Here is a 16,270-nt window from a genome sequence, read left to right as displayed (position 1 = left end):
CGGTTTCAGCTGTCTTGACCAAAGGACCAGCGCGCCCGGCGCGGGACGCGCAGCGCCAGCATCGGCTTGACCAGCGCAGACCGAAAGCGGCGCAGGTCCAGCGCCTCGTGCACGCCCGTTGTCTCCGTCCCGTCCAGCCGGGTCGTCACCATGCTGCGGCTGTAAAAGGGTGCGTCCAGCATGTTCTGCACCTGCCGGGGCGCATGGTCGGGGTCAGCCCGCGTCTGCCGCGCCACCTGCCAGAGCGATCGGCGCAACCGCGCCGGGGGCGGCGGTGTCAGCGCCCGGGCCGCGCCCTCCGCGTCAAAGCGGATCGCCGCGGCCAGCGCGCTCCCGTCCCGCCGTCGGGCGTCGTAGAAACAGGTGCTGCCGGTGCCAGTGGGAAAGCGCCCCCATGTCCAGTTGTCGAAATCCTCCTCCAGCGCCCGGGTGCCGAAATTGGCATCGAAATACCCGTGCCCCTGCCAGCGCCAGCCCGGTGCGTCCAGGTCAACCTCGATCCGGCAGGTCGGCGCGAAGGGCCGCCAGACATGCGCCCCGTCCGGCGTCAGGGGCAGTTCGATCTGCGTCAGGGCCGAGGGCGTCACCTTGATGCGCCCGCGCAGGCGCCCGAACAGGGGGGGCGCGCCGCGCTCGTCGATCCGGATTTCCAACTGGCCGTCCTGCCAGTGCAGCGAGGACGGGCCGATGGTCAGGCTTTGTGGCGTTTGCCGCAGCGCGCCGCGCCCCCGTTCCGTCATGGCAAAGCGCCCGCCCGGTCCATAGGTGGCGACGTTCAGACAGACGTGGTTTTCCGGATCGCGCCGCCCGGACCAGGCGTACCAGGGCGAAAACACCGAGCCTATGAAGGCGATGACGCTGACCGCCCGCCCGCCGCCGTCGCGGATGCCGTCGACGTACCACCAGGCGTAGCCGTTCGGCGGGACGGCGAGGGCGAAGTTCGGTCGCTCAAGATCGCCTCGGCCGCGTGCCGGGCGGAGAGCATGGCCATCGGAACACCCGCCCCCGGATGCGCCCCGCCGCCCGCCAGGTAGAGCCCCGGCACCGGGCTGCGTGCCTTCGGTCTCTGAAAGGCCGCCATCAGCGCTTCCGGGCTCTGCCCGTAGAGCGCGCCTTGCGAGGCGGGAAACAGGCTCTCCAACCCCGTCGGCGTGGTCAGGCTTTGCGCGTCCGGCATCGGGGCAAAGCGTAGCCCCGCCCTGGCCAGCGTGTCGAAACAACGGGTGCGGCATTGGTCTGGCTCCTGGTCGGGGGCGGGAAGCGGGGGTGCGTTGGCGATGATCTCGAACCGTTCCAGATCTGGCGGCGGCGCGGGGCCGCCCCTGTCCATCGCGCAGAGGTAAAGCGTGGGGTCCGGCACCAGCGCGCCGCGCGCCAGGGCGTCGAATTCGGGTTTCGGCTCGGCGCGGAAAAAGACGTTGTGATGGGCCAGGTCCACTCCCCGGGCGCGCGCCGCGAAGGCCCAGACCTGGGCCGACAGGCTGCGTTGGCGTTTGCCGCTCTGGCCGCCCGCGGGAACCGCCTCCGGACCCAGGGCGCCGGTGGCCAGTGCCCGCGGATCGCCGTTGAACAGGACGCGCTCTGCCCCCAACGTCCTGCCACCCGCGAGGGTGACGCCCCGCGCGTGGCCGCCGGAAATGTCGATCCGGGCCACATGGGCGTTGTGATGAAACCGTGCCCCGCGCGCCCGCGCGATCCGTTCCAGCGCCCGGGCCAGCCGGTGCATCCCGCCCGCGATTTTCCAGACCCCCGCGTATTCCGCCTGCCAGATCAGCGACAGCAGGGCAGGGGCGCGATAGGGCGAGGCGCCGACATAGGTGGCATAGCGCCCGAACAGCTGCGCCAGGCGCGGGTCGTCGAATGTCCTGTCCAGCAGCGCGGCAAGGCTGCGATGCGGGGCCATGTGGCGCAACAGGCCGGGCGCGCGCAGGGTCTGACCCACCAGCCCGGACAGCGCGGGATTGGCTGCCCGCATCACCGGGCCGTCGAAGGCCTCGAACAGGACGCGCGCCCTGTCGCAGAAGGCACGGAACTGCGCAACAGCGCGGGCGCCGCCAAAGGCGCGCAGCGCCTCCAGGTTTTCCGGTTCGCTGTCGAAGAGGTCCAGCCGCGACCCGTCGGGCCAGAAGTGTCGCGCGATCAGGGGTTGGCGGATCAGCTCCAGGTGCGTGTCCAGCCGCTCGTCCAGGCTGGTGAACAGGTCGTCGAGCACCGGGCGCAGGGTCAGCACGGTCGGACCTGCGTCCACCGGCCCGGCGGGCGAGGGCAGGCAGCGCATCTTGCCGCCGGAACGCGCGGCGCGTTCGACCACCGTGATCCGAAGGCCGGCATGGGCCAGCCGCGCGGCGGCGGCCAACCCGCCGATCCCGGCGCCGACGATTAGGACGTCGCACCCCTGATGCGCGCTGAACCCGGAAGGTGTCATGCGGCAATTATTGACTCGGCGCCCCGATGTGTCCAATGTAATTTACACTATGAATGTAATTTTGAAATTACATGGTGGAGGTGCCCCATGGCCATGACCGCACGGATCGAAAGGGCGATTGCCCGGGCGCTGGCGCTGTCGCAAGGGGGATCGGCCCCGGCGAAACTGGCCTCTGCCCTGCCGTATGCCACCCAGCCCGGTGGCGCACGCATCCGCCCGACGATCCTCTTGTCGGTGGCGGCATCCTGTGGCGATGACCGGCCCGCGCTGGCCGATGCCGCCGCTGCCGCGCTGGAGCTGATCCATTGCGCCAGCCTGGTGCATGACGATCTGCCCTGTTTCGACGACGCGGACCTGCGGCGCGGCAAACCGTCGGTGCATCGCGCCTATTCCGAGCCGCTGGCCGTGCTGACCGGCGACAGCCTCATCATCCTGGCCTTCGACGTGCTAGCGCGGGCGACGGTCGATCATCCGGACCGGGGCGCGCAGCTGCTCCTGGCGCTCAGCCGGCGCACGGGGATGCCCGGCGGCATCTGCGCCGGACAGGGTTGGGAAAGCGAGGCAGAGATCGACCTCGGTGCCTATCACCGCTCCAAGACGGCGGCGTTGTTTATCGCGGCGACCGAAATGGGCGCCATCGCTGCGGGCCATGCCCCCGAGGAGTGGCTGGACCTCGGCGCCCTCATCGGTGAGGCCTTCCAGGTGGCCGACGACCTGCGCGATGCCCTGCTGGACGAAGAGTCGCTGGGCAAGCCCGTGGGCCAGGATGACCTGCACGGTCGGCCCAACGCGGTCTGCGAAATGGGCATCGGCGGGGCGGTCGATCACCTGTCCAAGATCCTTGCGGCGGCCATCGCCTCGATCCCCTCCTGCCCGGGGGAGGCCATGTTGGCGCAGATGGTCAGCCACCAGGCGGACAAGATCATGCCGGCCGTGCCCGCGCGCTACCGGGCCTGAGACGGTGGTGGCCTCCGCCGACCAGCCCGGCCCGCGCCGCAGGCGTCGCGGCGGCTGGCTGGCGCGGCTGGTGGCGCGTCCCGGCGTGCAGGACTGGGTGGTGCGGCTGCCCTTCGGCGCTCGTCTTGCCCGGCGTGACGGGGCAGAGATCTTCGACATATTGCAAGGCTTCGTCTCGGCCCAGGTGCTTGCCGCCCTGGTCGAGCTTGGCCTGCTGGAGCGCCTGCTAGGCGGGGCCGAGCCGCCCGACGTGCTGGGCGCCGAAACCGGCATTGCACCGGATCGCATGGCGGCGCTGCTGCAGGCGGGCGCGGCGTTGGGCCTGTTGCGGCGGCGGCGGGATGGTGCCTTTGGCCTGGCGCGCAAGGGCGCCGCGATCCTTGGCGTTCCCGGCCTGACCGGGATGATCCGTCACAACCGCGCCTTTTATGCCGATATGGCCGACCCGGTGGCGCTCTTGCGCGGAGAGGCGGAGACGCAGATGGCGCGTTTCTGGCCCTATGTCCTTGGCCAGACCGGGGACATCCCGCCCGAGGTCTCGGCCCGCTATTCCGATCTCATGGCCCGCTCGCAGCGCCTGGTGGCGCAGGACACCCTGCGGTTGGTTTCGCTGAAGGCTGTCACGCGGCTGATGGATGTGGGCGGCGGGGCCGGGGTGTTTCTGGCCGAAGCCCTGCGGCGCCATCGCGGTTTGCAGGGGGTGCTGTTCGATCTGCCGGGGGTCATGCCGCTGGCGGAGGAGGAGCTGACCCGCGCCGGTCTGGCGGACCGAGTCGCCCTGGCGCCCGGCAGTTTCCGCGAGAACGCGCTGCCCCGGGGGGCTGATGCCATTTCCTTGGTGCGGGTGCTTTACGATCACGACGACACGACCGTGCGCGCCTTGCTGGCCTCCGTGCTGGAGGCCCTGCCGCCCGGCGGGCGCCTGATCGTATCAGAGCCGATGTCGGGTGGTGCGCGGCCGGATCGGGCGACGGACGTCTATTTTTCCTTTTACACCATGTCGATGGGCACCGGGCGGGTTCGTTCTGCCCGCCGCATCGCCGCCCTGTGCAAGGAGGCCGGATTTGTCGGGATCGAAGGGCCGTACACGGAGCGCCCCTTCATCACCACTGTCCTGGTGGCACGGCGTCCTGACAGCGATAGATGTAAAGTTTAATTGACACATGTACATGTCGTGTTACCCTGACATGTGAAATCGACCGCGACGGCGACGCCCGCCGCGCGGACGAAAAAAGGGGGAGGGGCGAACATGCAGACACGCGCTGTCCTTCTGAATGGTCCGGGGGACCTGTCCCTGGAACAGCTCGACCTCAAGGCGCCCGGCGCGGGCGACATCGTGGTCGAGATCGCGCATTCCGGCATCTCTACCGGCACCGAAAAACTGTTCTGGTCCGGCGCCATGCCGCCCTTTCCGGGCATGGGCTATCCGCTGGTGCCCGGCTACGAGGCCGCCGGAGAGGTGGTCGAGGCCGCGTCCGGAACCGGCTTTCGCCCCGGCGACCGGGTCTTTGTGCCGGGGGCCGATTGTTTCGACGGAGCCTATGGCCTCTTCGGCGGGGCGGCGGGCTTGCTGGTCACGGAGGCCGCGCGGGTCACGCGCATCGACGCCGCCCTGGGGGCCGAAGGCGCCTTGCTGGCGCTGGCCGCCACCGCCCGCCACGCGATGGCGGGCCTGGAAAAGCGGATGCCCGAGCTGATCGTCGGCCACGGGGTCCTGGGCCGCCTACTGGCGCGCCTGACCGTGGCTGCGGGTGCCCCGGCGCCCACCGTCTGGGAACGTGCGCCGGACCGTCGCCAAGGGGGCGAGGGCTATGAGGTCATCGCGCCCGAGGAGGATCCGCGCCGCGACTATGGCGCGATCTACGACGCTTCCGGCAATGCCGCGATCCTCGACGACCTGATCGGACGCCTTGCGAAGGGCGGCGAGATCGTCCTGGCCGGGTTCTATCCTGACGGCCTGCGCTTTGCATTTCCGCCCGCCTTCATGCGCGAGGCCCGCCTGAGGGTCGCCGCGGAATGGCAGCGCGCGGACCTTGCCGCCGTGTGCGCCCTCGTGGACAGCGGCGCGCTGTCGCTGGCCGGGCTGATCTCTCACGCGGTGCCGGCCGAGCGGGCCGCCGGGGCCTACCGGACCGCCTTCGAGGACCCGGCCTGCTTGAAAATGATACTCAACTGGAAGGAAGCAGCGTGAAGGACGACGTGCAGAAACACACCGAGACCGACGTGCCCGACCTCAAGACCTTTGACCAGAGGCTGCGCGACGAGGCGCAGGAAGACCTGGCCGACCTGATCACCGAGGAACCGACCAGCAAGACCCAGATCATCGCGATCTACGGCAAGGGCGGCATCGGCAAATCCTTCACCCTGGCCAATCTCAGTCACATGATGGCCGAACAGGGCAAGCGCGTGCTGCTGATCGGCTGCGATCCGAAATCGGACACGACCTCTCTGCTCTTCGGCGGCAAGGCCTGCCCGACGATCATCGAGACCTCGACCAAGAAGAAGCTGGCCGGCGAAGAGGTTCAGATCGGCGATGTCTGTTTCAAGCGCGGCGGTGTCTTCGCGATGGAACTGGGCGGCCCCGAGGTGGGGCGCGGCTGTGGCGGACGCGGCATCATCCACGGGTTCGAACTGTTGGAAAAACTGGGGTTCCACGACTGGGACTTCGACTATGTCCTGCTGGACTTCCTGGGCGATGTCGTCTGTGGCGGCTTCGGCCTGCCGATCGCGCGGGACATGGCGCAGAAGGTGATCCTTGTCGCCTCGAACGACCTGCAATCGCTTTATGTCGCCAACAATGTCTGCTCGGCGGTGGAATACTTCCGCAAACTGGGCGGCAACGTCGGCGTGGCGGGGCTGGTGGTCAACAAGGACGACCTCTCGGGCGAGGCTCAGGCCTTTGCCAGGGCGGTGGACATCCCGGTCCTGGCGGCGATCCCTCAGGACGACGACCTGCGCAAGAAATCCGCGAACTACCAGATCGTCGGCACGGCACAAAGCCAATGGGGCGAGCTGTTCGCCGGCCTGTCACAGGCCGTCTCGGACGCACCGCCGGTGCGGCCCGCGCCGCTGGACCAGGACGCCCTGCTGGCGCTCTTCGACGGTTCGGACACCGGGGCGGGCGTGACGTTGGTCCCCGCCACCGATGCCGACATGCGCGGCAAGAATGCCAAGCCGGTGGAGTCGCTGGAGGTGATCTATGATGACGCCTGAGCCTGCCAGCCCGGGGGGCGACGGATGCCATTCCGCCGCCGACCTGGACCGGGCCGCGCGCAGCGCCGGTCAAAGCGACCTGTTGGATCAATACGCCCGCGACTACCCGCAAGGCCCCCATGACAAGCCGCAAAGCATGTGCCCGGCCTTCGGTTCCTTGCGCGTCGGGCTGCGGATGAAACGGGTGGCCACGGTCCTGTCCGGGTCGGCCTGCTGTGTTTACGGGCTGACCTTCGTCTCGCATTTCTACGGGGCGCGGAGGTCGGTGGGCTACGTCCCCTTCGATTCCGAAAGCCTGGTGACCGGCAAGCTGTTCGAGGACATCCGCGAGGCAGTACACAAGCTGGCCGATCCGGACCGTTTCGATGCCATCGTGGTGACGAACCTCTGTGTGCCCACCGCCTCCGGCGTGCCGTTGCGGCTGCTTCCGGATGAGATCGACGGCGTGCGCATCGTTGGCATCGACGTGCCGGGCTTCGGCATTCCCACCCATGCCGAGGCCAAGGACGTGCTGGCGGGTGCCATGCTGAACTATGCCCGCCGCGAGGTCGAGGCCGGGCCGGTGGCCGCGCCCGAGGGCGGCGTGTCCGACCTGCCCACCGTGACCCTGCTGGGAGAGATGTTTCCCGCCGATCCGATGATGATCGGCGCGATGCTGGCACCGTTGGGACTGGCCGCCGGGCCCGTGGTGCCTTGTCGAGAGTGGCGCGAGCTGTATGCGGCCCTGGACTGCGGCGCCGTGGCTGCCATCCATCCCTTCTATACCGCCGCCGTGCGCGAGTTCCAGGCCGCCGGTCGCCCGATCGTGGGCAGCGCGCCCGTGGGCCATGACGGCACGGCCGCCTGGCTGGCCAGCATCGGCGAGGCCTTTGGCCTGTCAACGGACAGGGTGGCCGCCGCACAGAATGCCTTTTTGCCCGCCATCCGGGGGGCGCTGGAGGCGGCCCCGGTCAAGGGGCGGATCACGCTGTCGGGCTACGAGGGCAGCGAGCTCCTGGTGGCGCGCCTGCTGATCGAAAGCGGCGCCGAGGTGCCCTATGTCGGGACCGCCTGCGCGAAATCCCCCTGGTCCGCGGCGGATGCCGAATGGCTGCGCGCCCGGGGCGTGACAGTGACGTTCCGCGCCTCGCTGGAGAACGACCTGGCCGCGATGGAAGGGCTGCGCCCGGACCTCGCCATCGGTACGACGCCGGTGGTGCAAAAGGCCAAGGCGCTGGGCATTCCCGCGCTATACTTCACCAACCTGATCTCGGCCCGGCCCCTGATGGGACCGGCGGGGGCGGGCAGCCTGGCCGAGGTCGTGAACGCGGCCATCGGCAACAAGCCCCGCATGGACCGGATGAAGGCCTTTTTCGAAGGTGTCGGCGAGGGCGATACCGCCGGGGTCTGGGAGGGCGCGCCCAACCTGCGCCCGGACTTCCGCGCGCTGAACCTCAAGAAGCTGGAAAAGAAGGCCCGCGCCGCCAAGGCGGAGCAGATGATATGAGGGGGGTGACCTTTCATATCCGGCCGCTTGACCGCCCTGTTGCCAGCCGGGGAGGTGCCCCGTGCTGATCCAGGATCACGACAGGGCCGGGGGGTACTGGGGCGCGGTCTATGCCTTCTGCGCCGTCAAGGGCCTACAGGTCATCATCGACGGCCCCGTGGGCTGCGAGAACCTGCCCGTCACATCCGTCCTGCACTACACCGACGCCCTGCCGCCGCATGAACTGCCCATCGTGGTCAGCGGGCTGGGCGAAGAGGAACTGGGCCGCGACGGCACCGAGGGCGCGATGAAGCGCGCCTGGGGCACGCTGGACCCGGCCTTGCCCGCCGTGGTTGTCACCGGCTCCATCGCCGAGATGATCGGCGGCGGCGTGACCCCGCAGGGCACCAACATTCAGCGCTTTCTTCCGCGCACCATCGACGAGGACCAGTGGCAGGCCGCCGACCGGGCGATGACCTGGCTGTTCACCGAATTCGGCATGACCAAGGGCCGGATGCCCAAGGAAAAAAAGCGCGAGGAAGGGGCGGCACCCCGGGTCAATATCCTTGGCCCCATGTACGGCGCCTTCAACATGCCCAGCGACCTGGCCGAGATCCGCCGCCTGGTCGAGGGGATCGGCGCCGAAGTCAACATGGTGCTGCCTCTGGGCGCCCACCTGGCCGAGATGCGCAACCTTGTGAATTCCGACGTCAACGTGGTGATGTACCGCGAATACGGGCGCGGCCTGGCCGAGGTGCTGGGCAAGCCCTACCTGCAGGCCCCCATCGGGGTCGAGAGCACGACGCTGTTCCTGCGCTCGCTGGGCGAACTGCTGGGGCTGGACCCCGAACCCTTCATCGAGCGCGAGAAACATTCGACCATCAAGCCGGTCTGGGATCTCTGGCGGTCGGTCACGCAGGATTTCTTTGCCACCGCGAATTTCGGCATCGTCGCCGGCGAAACCTATGCCCGCGGCATCCGCCAGTACCTGGAGGGCGACCTGGGCCTGCCTTGTGCCTTCGCCTTTTCGCGCTGCGCGGGGAAAAAGACCGACAACGACGCGATCCGCGCCATGATCGCCCGCGACCGGCCCCTGGTGCTGCTGGGGTCGATCAACGAGAAGATGTACCTGGCAGAGCTGAAATCCGGTCACGGACCCAGCCCCGCCTTCATCCCGGCCAGCTTTCCCGGCGCCGCGATCCGCCGCGCCGCCGGCACGCCGATGATGGGCTACGCCGGGGCCACCTACCTGCTGCAGGAGGTCTGCAACGGGCTGTTCGACGCGCTGTTCCACATCCTGCCGCTGGGCTCCGAGATGGACGCCGCACAGGCGACACCGACACCGCTGCGCCGGAACCTGCCCTGGGACGAGGACGCCAGCCGCGCGCTGGACCGCCTGGTCGCCGCGCATCCGGTACTGACACGCATTTCCGCGGCCAAGACGCTGCGCGACGCCGCCGAGGAGGACGCGCAGCGCGCGGGCGCCGAGCGCGTGGCCCTGGCCGCCGTCGAAAGAGTTTCCGGCCTTGCCGGCCCAATCCAAGAGGAGGACTGACCGATGACCGACGTCACATCCAGCAGCCTGGGACAGACGCATGTCCGGCGCCGGCGCCGGGCCGAGTTCCACGTCTATTTCACCCTGATCTTCCTGCTTGCGCTGCCCTCGGAAACGATCGGCTGGGCGCGGGCGGTGATCCGCCAGAGGTCGCTGAACCTGCATGGCCCGCTGGCCCGCGCCTGGCGCGAGGCGGACCGGATCACGCCGATGATCTTCTCGGTCTGACCCCCGGGGGGCAGCCACCGAGACCCGACCTGACCGCCCGTCACGGGCGGACAGACCCCCTGAGGGACCGTGAAGGCCCCAAGGGACCCGGCCGCGGGGTTCGCGGCGTCAGCATAGCGTTCCGGAGGAAAGTTTATGGCTGATCAAAACGACCTGTCCTTCACAGGTCTCACCGACGAGCAGGCCCAGGAACTGCATTCCGTCTACATGAGCGGCCTCTGGCTGTTCGCGGCGGTCGCAGTGGTTGCCCACCTGGCAACCTACATCTGGGCCCCCTGGTTCTAGGAAAGGATATGGACGTGTCCAAGTTCTACAAGATCTGGCTCATCTTCGATCCTCGCCGCGTGTTCGTCGCGCAAGGCGTCTTCCTGTTCCTGTTGGCCGTCATGATCCACCTGGTGGTTCTGTCGAACGGCGTCAACTGGTTCGAGAACGCGGCCGCATCGCGTGCCGCGGCCGATGAGTGACCAGGGGACAATCGTCCCATGAAAGCGTTGCGGGCGGCCGGCCCGCCCGCAGCGAACGCACACCTCACACCTTAACGACGGCTTGAGATCTGATCGAACGGGCCGCCAAAAGCGGGGAAATACGATGGCGTTGCTCAGCTTCGAGAAAAAGTACCGCGTCCGCGGGGGGACGCTGATCGGCGGGGATCTCTTCGATTTCTGGGTCGGCCCCTTCTACGTCGGCTTCTTCGGTGTCACGACCGCCTTCTTTGCGGCCCTCGGCACCATCCTGATCTTCTGGGGGGCGGCCCACCAGGGCACCTTCAACCCCTGGCTCATCAACATCGCGCCGCCCGACCTGTCCTACGGGCTGGGGGCCGCGCCCCTGATGGAAGGGGGGCTGTGGCAGATCATAACGATCTGCGCCACCGGCGCCTTCATCAGCTGGGCCCTGCGCGAGGTCGAGATCTGCCGCAAGCTGGGGATGGGCTATCATGTGCCCTTTGCCTTCAGCTTTGCCATCCTGGCCTATGTCACGCTGGTGATCTTTCGCCCGGTGCTGATGGGCGCCTGGGGGCACGGCTTTCCCTATGGCATCTTCAGTCACCTCGACTGGGTCAGCAACACCGGCTACGCCTACCTGCACTTCCATTACAATCCCGCGCACATGCTGGCGGTCAGCCTGTTCTTCGGCACCACCCTGGCGCTGGCGCTGCATGGCGGGCTGATCCTCTCGGCGGCCAATCCCGAGAAGGGAGAGGAGATGAAGACGCCGGATCACGAGGACAGCTTCTTCCGTGATTTCATCGGCTACTCGATCGGCACGCTGGGCATTCACCGGCTGGGCTTCCTGCTGGCGATCAACGCGGTCTTCTTCTCGGCGGTCTGCATCATCATCTCGGGGCCGGTCTGGACCAGCGGCTGGCCGGAATGGTGGAACTGGTGGCTCGATCTGCCGATCTGGCCCTCTCAGGCGAGAATGTGATCATGAGCGAATATCAGAACATCTTCACCCAGGTTCAGGTCGAAGGACCGGCCGAATGGGGCATGGACAACGACAACGACCTTGCCTCGGAACGTATCGTCACCCCCGGGTTCAGCCGCCTCGTCGGCTGGGTGGGCAACGCCCAGCTGGGGCCGATCTACCTGGGCTGGACCGGGATGATCAGCCTGGCCACCGGGGCGCTGGCGATCTTCATCATCGGGCTCAACATGCTGGCGCAGGTCGGCTGGTCGATCCCCGAGTTCCTGCGCCAGGGTTTCTGGCTGGCGCTGGAACCGCCCAGCCCGGAATACGGGCTGACCATCCCGCCGCTGAACGACGGCGGCTGGTACATCATCGCCTCGCTGTTCCTGCTGGTGGCGGTCTGTACCTGGTGGCTGCGCACCTACCTGCTGGCCGAACAGCACAAGATGGGCAAACACGTCGCCTGGGCCTTTGCCAGCGCGATCTGGCTGTTCCTGGTGCTGGGCCTGTTCCGGCCGATCCTGATGGGATCCTGGTCCGAGGCGGTGCCATACGGGATCTTCCCGCACCTCGACTGGACCACCGCGTTCAGCATCCGCTACGGCAACCTCTACTACAATCCGTTCCACTGTCTCTCGATCGTCTTCCTTTACGGGTCGGTGCTGCTCTTCGCGATGCATGGTGCCACGATCCTTGCGGTCAGCCGGTTCGGCGGCGACCGCGAGCTGGAACAGATCGTCGACCGGGGCACCGCCTCGGAACGGGCGGCGCTGTTCTGGCGCTGGACGATGGGGTTCAACGCGACGATGGAGGGCATTCACCGCTGGGCCTGGTGGTTCGCGGTGCTGACCCCGATCACCGGCGGCATCGGCATCCTGCTGACGGGAACGGTCGTCGACAACTGGTTCATCTGGGCGCAGGAACACCATTTCGCGCCGATGTATGACGGCAGCTATGGCTACGAGGCCTACGGGACCTACGAAGCCTTCATCGGACGGGAGTGAGCGCGATGTTCAAATGGTTTGACAAATGGAACCGCGAGCACCCCGCCGATATCGAACGCCCGGCGATCCTGACCGGCGTGGCCGGGGCGGTGGTGCTGGCCGTGGTTGCCGTGATGGCGCTGGGCCAGCCGTACAAGACCGACAGCCTGCAAACCGGCCCGCGCGGCAACGGCATGTCGGTGCCCGAGTTCGTTTCCGACCTCGCCGTGCCCGACCCGGCCATTGCCGAGCTGTTCGATGACCCGCCCTATGTGCCCGAAGAGGGCGAGGAGCTGGCGGGCGACATCTACCAGAACGTGCAGGTGCTGGGCGATCTGACAGACGCCAACTTCAACCGGCTGATGGCGGCGATGACCCGATGGGTCGCGCCAGAGCAGGGCTGTGCCTATTGCCACGGCGACGGCGATCTCGAAACCTACGGCGAGGACACCCTTTACACCAAGGTCGTCTCGCGCCGGATGATCGAGATGACCCGCAACATCAACGAGAACTGGGACGCGCATGTGAACGCCAACAAGCAGGTCGGCGTCACCTGCATGACCTGCCACCGCGGCCAGAACGTGCCCAGCGACATCTGGTTCAAGATGGGCGAGGTCAACATGGCCGCCGCCGGCTGGTCGGCGGTGCAGAACCGGGCGACGCCGCTCACCTCCTACACCTCGTTGCCGACGGACGCGCTGGAGAAATACCTGCTGGATGGTGACATGATCGGCGTGCACGACCTGGAAAGCCGCGTCGCCGCGCGACCGGGGGACGAGGGCGTGCCAACGATCCAGGACGCGGAACGCACCTATGCGCTGATGAACTACGTCGCCAACTCGCTGGGGGTGAACTGCACCTTCTGTCACAACACCCGCGCCTTCTATGATGGCGGGCAGGTGACGCCGCAATGGGCGACCGAAAGCCTGGGCATCCAGATGGTGCTGGAACTGAACAACGACTACCTGGTGCCGCTGGCCGAGGTGCTGCCCGAGGACCGGCTGGGACCGGTGGCGGGTGACGCACCCAAGGTCGCCTGCCGCACCTGTCACAAGGGCTATCAGCAGCCCCTGCAGGGCACCAATGTGATTGCCGACTGGCCCGAACTGGCGACCTCTGAGGCGCCGGACTACGGCCAGTAAACCCCCGGGGCGGGGCGGCCTGGTGTCGCCCCGGTCCTTTCCGTCCGGCCTGCCGCGCCGCTTGCCCTCTCGTGGTGGCGCCATGCCGGACCAGCGACAGGAGCGCGCGATGACCCTTGCCGACAAACCCCACACACCGTTTCTTGACCGGGTGGCCGGTCCGTCGGACCTGCGCCGGATGCCCGACACGGATCTCGCCGCGCTGGCGGACGAGTTGCGGGCCGAGGTGATCTCGGCCGTGTCGCAGACCGGCGGGCACCTCGGGTCCTCGCTGGGCGTGGTCGAGCTGAGCGTGGCGATCCACGCGGTCTTCGACACGCCCAAGGACAAGCTGATCTGGGACGTGGGCCACCAGTGTTATCCGCACAAGATCCTGACCGGGCGCCGCGACCGCATCCGCACCCTGCGCCAGAAGGACGGGCTGTCCGGCTTCACCAAGCGCACGGAATCCGAACATGATCCCTTTGGCGCGGCGCATAGTTCGACTTCGATCAGCGCGGCGCTGGGGTTCGCGGTGGGCCGCGACATGGGCCGGCCCACGGGTGACGCCATCGCCGTGATCGGCGACGGGGCCATAAGTGCCGGCATGGCCTACGAGGCGCTGAACAACGCCGGCGCCGAGGGGCGGCGGCTGTTCGTGATCCTCAACGACAACGAGATGAGCATCGCGCCCCCGGTCGGGGCCATGTCGTCCTACCTCAGCCGGATGTACGCCGCCGAGCCGGTGGCGCGGATGCGCTCGATGGTCGAGGGGATGGAGGCCGCCATGCCCGAACCGATGCGCAGCGGCGTCCGCCGCGCGCGCCAGCTGGTGACCGGGCTGGGCGGCTCCGGCACGCTTTTCGAGGAACTGGGCTTCGACTATGTCGGGCCGATCGACGGTCATGACATGAGCCAGCTCTTGCCGGTGCTGCGCGCGGCACGGGCGCGGGCGCGCGGCCCGGTCCTGATCCATTGCTGCACCGTCAAGGGCAAGGGCTATCCTCCCGCCGAGACCAGCGCCGACCGCGGGCATGGCGTGTCCAAGTTCGACCCCGCCACCGGGCCGCAGGCCAGTCCCGCCAAACCCGGCGCCGCGCCCAGCTATACCAGCGTCTTCGGCACGGCCCTGACGCAGGAGGCCGCGCGCGACGACCGGATCGTCGCCGTGACGGCGGCCATGCCCGATGGCACCGGCCTGTCCAAGATGGCGGCGCGCTTTCCGAACCGGGTCTTCGACGTGGGCATCGCCGAACAGCATGGCGTGACCTTTGCCGCCGGAATGGCGGCCAGCGGGCTGCGCCCCTTCTGCGCGATCTACTCGACCTTCCTGCAGCGCGGCTATGACCAGGTGGTGCATGACGTTGCCCTGCAGAACCTGCCGGTGCGCTTTGCCATCGACCGGGCGGGCCTTGTGGGGGCGGATGGCGCCACCCATGCCGGGGCCTATGACATGGCCTACCTGTCGAACCTGCCGGGGTTAACCGTCATGGCCGCCGCCGACGAGGCCGAGCTGATGCACATGGTGGCCACCGCCGCCGCCCATGACGAAGGACCCATCGCCTTTCGCTATCCCCGCGGTGCGGGCACCGGCGTCACACTGCCGGAACGGGGCGAGGTGCTGGAGATCGGGCGCGGACGCGTGCTGGAAGAGGGCGAGGACATCGCGATCCTGTCCTGCGGGGCGCATCTGCCGCAATGCCGCGAGGCCGCCGCCGCCCTGCGCGAGGCGGGCCTTACCGTCACCCTGGCCGATGCCCGTTTCGTCAAGCCGCTGGACAGCGACCTGCTGCGCCGTCTCGCGCTTGGCCACAGGGCGCTGGTGACGGTCGAACAGGGCGCCGAGGGCGGGTTCGGGTCCGTGGTGCTGCACGCGCTGGCCTGGATGGGGCTGTTGGACCGGGGGCTGGCGATCCGCACGATCTGCCTGCCGGACAGGATCATCGAACAGGCCAGCCCGGACGAGATGTACGCAAACGCGGCCATGACCGCCGGCGACATCTTCGAGGTCGCCCAGGGCGCGCTGGGCACCCGCGCCAAGGTGACGCCGCTGGCCCTGGCGCGCTGATCTGCGCCAAAGAAAATGCCGCGCCCCGGGCAGGGGGCGCGGCGTTTTCCTGTTCGGGGTCGTGTCAGTCGGCGCTGGCCTCGTCCATTTCGGGTTCCGGCCCGACAGAGACCAGGTAGGCCCAGACGTTCGCCGCATCCTCGTCGCTGCGGGCGCGGAAGGTCATCTTGCCCCGGGCCGAGCTGTCGTCGAGGTAGTCCTTGAGGAAATCGGTGGCATTGCGGACGTAGGGCACGAAATGCTCTTCGTCCCAGGCCAGTCCCGCCTCTCCGGCGGCGACCATCGAGTCCGAGTAGTTGAAATCCTCGTAGGTGCCCGCCGTTCGTCCGGCGACGCCATAGAGGTTGGGGCCGACCTTGCCGCCCTTCTGGATCTCATCGCCCTCGGGCGAGACGATCATGTGGCAGGCGCGGCACTGGCGAAAGACCTTTTCCCCTTCCTCGGGATCGCCGGTCGCATGGCTTTCCGCAAGCACGGGGGTCGAGACCGCGCAGAAGGCGGCGGCTATGACAAGTGGTTTCATTCGTACTCCTCCCTTTCGAGTGACGTAGTGCGGATCTTCGGGGAATCGAGAACAGCCCCTCACGCGACGGCATGCGCGATGGCGCATTGTTTCCAGAGGACGGTGAGGGCCTCGACCAGGTGGTCGATGTCGGCGTCCGAATGCAGCGGCCCCGGGGTAAAGCGCAGGCGCTCGGTGCCCTTGGGCACGGTCGGATAGTTGATCGGCTGCACGTAGATCCCCCAGTCGCGCATCAGGATGTCCGCCAGCATCCGGCATTTCACCGGGTCCTTGATCATCACCGGGATGATGTGGCTGTCATTGGCCAGGTGCGGGATGC

17 protein-coding genes are annotated in these 16,270 nt (G+C 68.1%); 13 read left to right on the top strand and 4 right to left on the bottom strand.

Translation table 11 applies throughout. From position 1 onward, the window contains the following. Positions 1–5: 5 nt before the first annotated feature. Positions 6–836: a carotenoid 1,2-hydratase gene (gene crtC / locus G9Q80_RS10710; protein WP_500862229.1), complete on the bottom strand. Its 831-nt coding sequence runs from the start codon at positions 834–836 to the stop codon at positions 6–8. 5 nt (positions 837–841) lie between these two features. Further along, positions 842–2,425, bottom strand: a complete 1,584-nt coding sequence (gene crtD / locus G9Q80_RS10705; protein ID WP_088716839.1) for a 1-hydroxycarotenoid 3,4-desaturase CrtD — start codon at positions 2,423–2,425, stop codon at positions 842–844. An 87-nt stretch (positions 2,426–2,512) separates the two neighbouring features. Here crtD and G9Q80_RS10700 point away from each other — a divergent pair, with 87 nt between their 5' ends. The 13 genes from G9Q80_RS10700 (at position 2,513) to dxs (ending at position 15,428) form a co-directional block, all read left to right on the top strand. Beyond that, positions 2,513–3,382, top strand: a complete 870-nt coding sequence (locus G9Q80_RS10700) for a polyprenyl synthetase family protein (RefSeq protein ID WP_088716840.1) — start codon at positions 2,513–2,515, stop codon at positions 3,380–3,382. A gap of 4 nt (positions 3,383–3,386) precedes the next feature. Beyond that, positions 3,387–4,538, top strand: a complete 1,152-nt coding sequence (locus tag G9Q80_RS10695) for a methyltransferase (RefSeq protein WP_416045636.1) — start codon at positions 3,387–3,389, stop codon at positions 4,536–4,538. A gap of 93 nt (positions 4,539–4,631) precedes the next feature. Next, a complete protein-coding gene (bchC, locus tag G9Q80_RS10690) occupies positions 4,632–5,573 on the top strand; it encodes a chlorophyll synthesis pathway protein BchC (protein ID WP_088716841.1) in 942 nt (313 codons plus the stop codon). Further along, positions 5,570–6,595 carry a chlorophyllide a reductase iron protein subunit X gene (locus tag G9Q80_RS10685; protein WP_232788324.1) on the top strand — a complete coding sequence of 342 codons (1,026 nt, stop codon included), beginning with the start codon at positions 5,570–5,572 and terminating at the stop codon, positions 6,593–6,595. Before bchC ends, G9Q80_RS10685 begins: the two co-directional genes overlap by 4 nt. Continuing rightward, positions 6,585–8,081: a chlorophyllide a reductase subunit Y gene (gene bchY / locus G9Q80_RS10680; RefSeq protein WP_416045637.1), complete on the top strand. Its 1,497-nt coding sequence runs from the start codon at positions 6,585–6,587 to the stop codon at positions 8,079–8,081. The genes G9Q80_RS10685 and bchY overlap by 11 nt, the downstream gene beginning before the upstream one ends. 61 nt (positions 8,082–8,142) lie before the next feature. Then, on the top strand, positions 8,143–9,615 hold the full coding sequence (bchZ, locus tag G9Q80_RS10675) for a chlorophyllide a reductase subunit Z (RefSeq protein ID WP_088716843.1): 1,473 nt from the start codon (positions 8,143–8,145) through the stop codon (positions 9,613–9,615). 3 nt (positions 9,616–9,618) lie between these two features. Next, a complete protein-coding gene (gene pufQ, locus G9Q80_RS10670; protein WP_043145765.1) occupies positions 9,619–9,843 on the top strand; it encodes a cytochrome PufQ in 225 nt (74 codons plus the stop codon). Positions 9,844–9,978: 135 nt separating this feature from the next. Continuing rightward, positions 9,979–10,128: a light-harvesting antenna LH1, beta subunit gene (pufB, locus tag G9Q80_RS10665; RefSeq protein ID WP_043145768.1), complete on the top strand. Its 150-nt coding sequence runs from the start codon at positions 9,979–9,981 to the stop codon at positions 10,126–10,128. Positions 10,129–10,142: 14 nt separating this feature from the next. Further along, positions 10,143–10,310, top strand: a complete 168-nt coding sequence (gene pufA, locus G9Q80_RS10660; protein WP_043145809.1) for a light-harvesting antenna LH1, alpha subunit — start codon at positions 10,143–10,145, stop codon at positions 10,308–10,310. A 124-nt stretch (positions 10,311–10,434) separates the two neighbouring features. Beyond that, positions 10,435–11,274 (top strand): photosynthetic reaction center subunit L, encoded by an 840-nt coding sequence (gene pufL / locus G9Q80_RS10655; protein WP_088716844.1) that lies wholly within the window; start codon positions 10,435–10,437, stop codon positions 11,272–11,274. 2 nt (positions 11,275–11,276) lie between these two features. Continuing rightward, positions 11,277–12,260 (top strand): photosynthetic reaction center subunit M, encoded by a 984-nt coding sequence (gene pufM, locus G9Q80_RS10650; protein WP_172429456.1) that lies wholly within the window; start codon positions 11,277–11,279, stop codon positions 12,258–12,260. Positions 12,261–12,265: 5 nt separating this feature from the next. Further along, the gene (pufC, locus tag G9Q80_RS10645; protein ID WP_043145771.1) at positions 12,266–13,381 is read left to right on the top strand and encodes a photosynthetic reaction center cytochrome PufC; all 1,116 of its coding nucleotides are present in this window, start codon (positions 12,266–12,268) and stop codon (positions 13,379–13,381) included. 109 nt (positions 13,382–13,490) lie between these two features. After that, positions 13,491–15,428, top strand: coding sequence for a 1-deoxy-D-xylulose-5-phosphate synthase (gene dxs, locus G9Q80_RS10640; RefSeq protein WP_232788325.1), 1,938 nt, complete (start codon positions 13,491–13,493; stop codon positions 15,426–15,428). 64 nt (positions 15,429–15,492) lie between these two features. Here the strand turns inward: dxs and G9Q80_RS10635 are convergent, their stop codons facing one another. Then, the gene (locus G9Q80_RS10635) at positions 15,493–15,951 is read right to left on the bottom strand and encodes a c-type cytochrome (protein ID WP_043145773.1); all 459 of its coding nucleotides are present in this window, start codon (positions 15,949–15,951) and stop codon (positions 15,493–15,495) included. A gap of 59 nt (positions 15,952–16,010) precedes the next feature. Next, positions 16,011–16,270: aminotransferase class I/II-fold pyridoxal phosphate-dependent enzyme (locus tag G9Q80_RS10630; protein ID WP_168246461.1), on the bottom strand; the 260-nt coding region annotated here is incomplete at its 5' end.

Source organism: Mameliella sp. LZ-28, assembly GCF_012274245.1.
GTDB classification, from domain to species: domain Bacteria; phylum Pseudomonadota; class Alphaproteobacteria; order Rhodobacterales; family Rhodobacteraceae; genus Antarctobacter; species Antarctobacter albus.
Note: the sequence above shows the minus strand (reverse complement) of the source record. Positions and strands in the feature narration are given on the sequence as shown.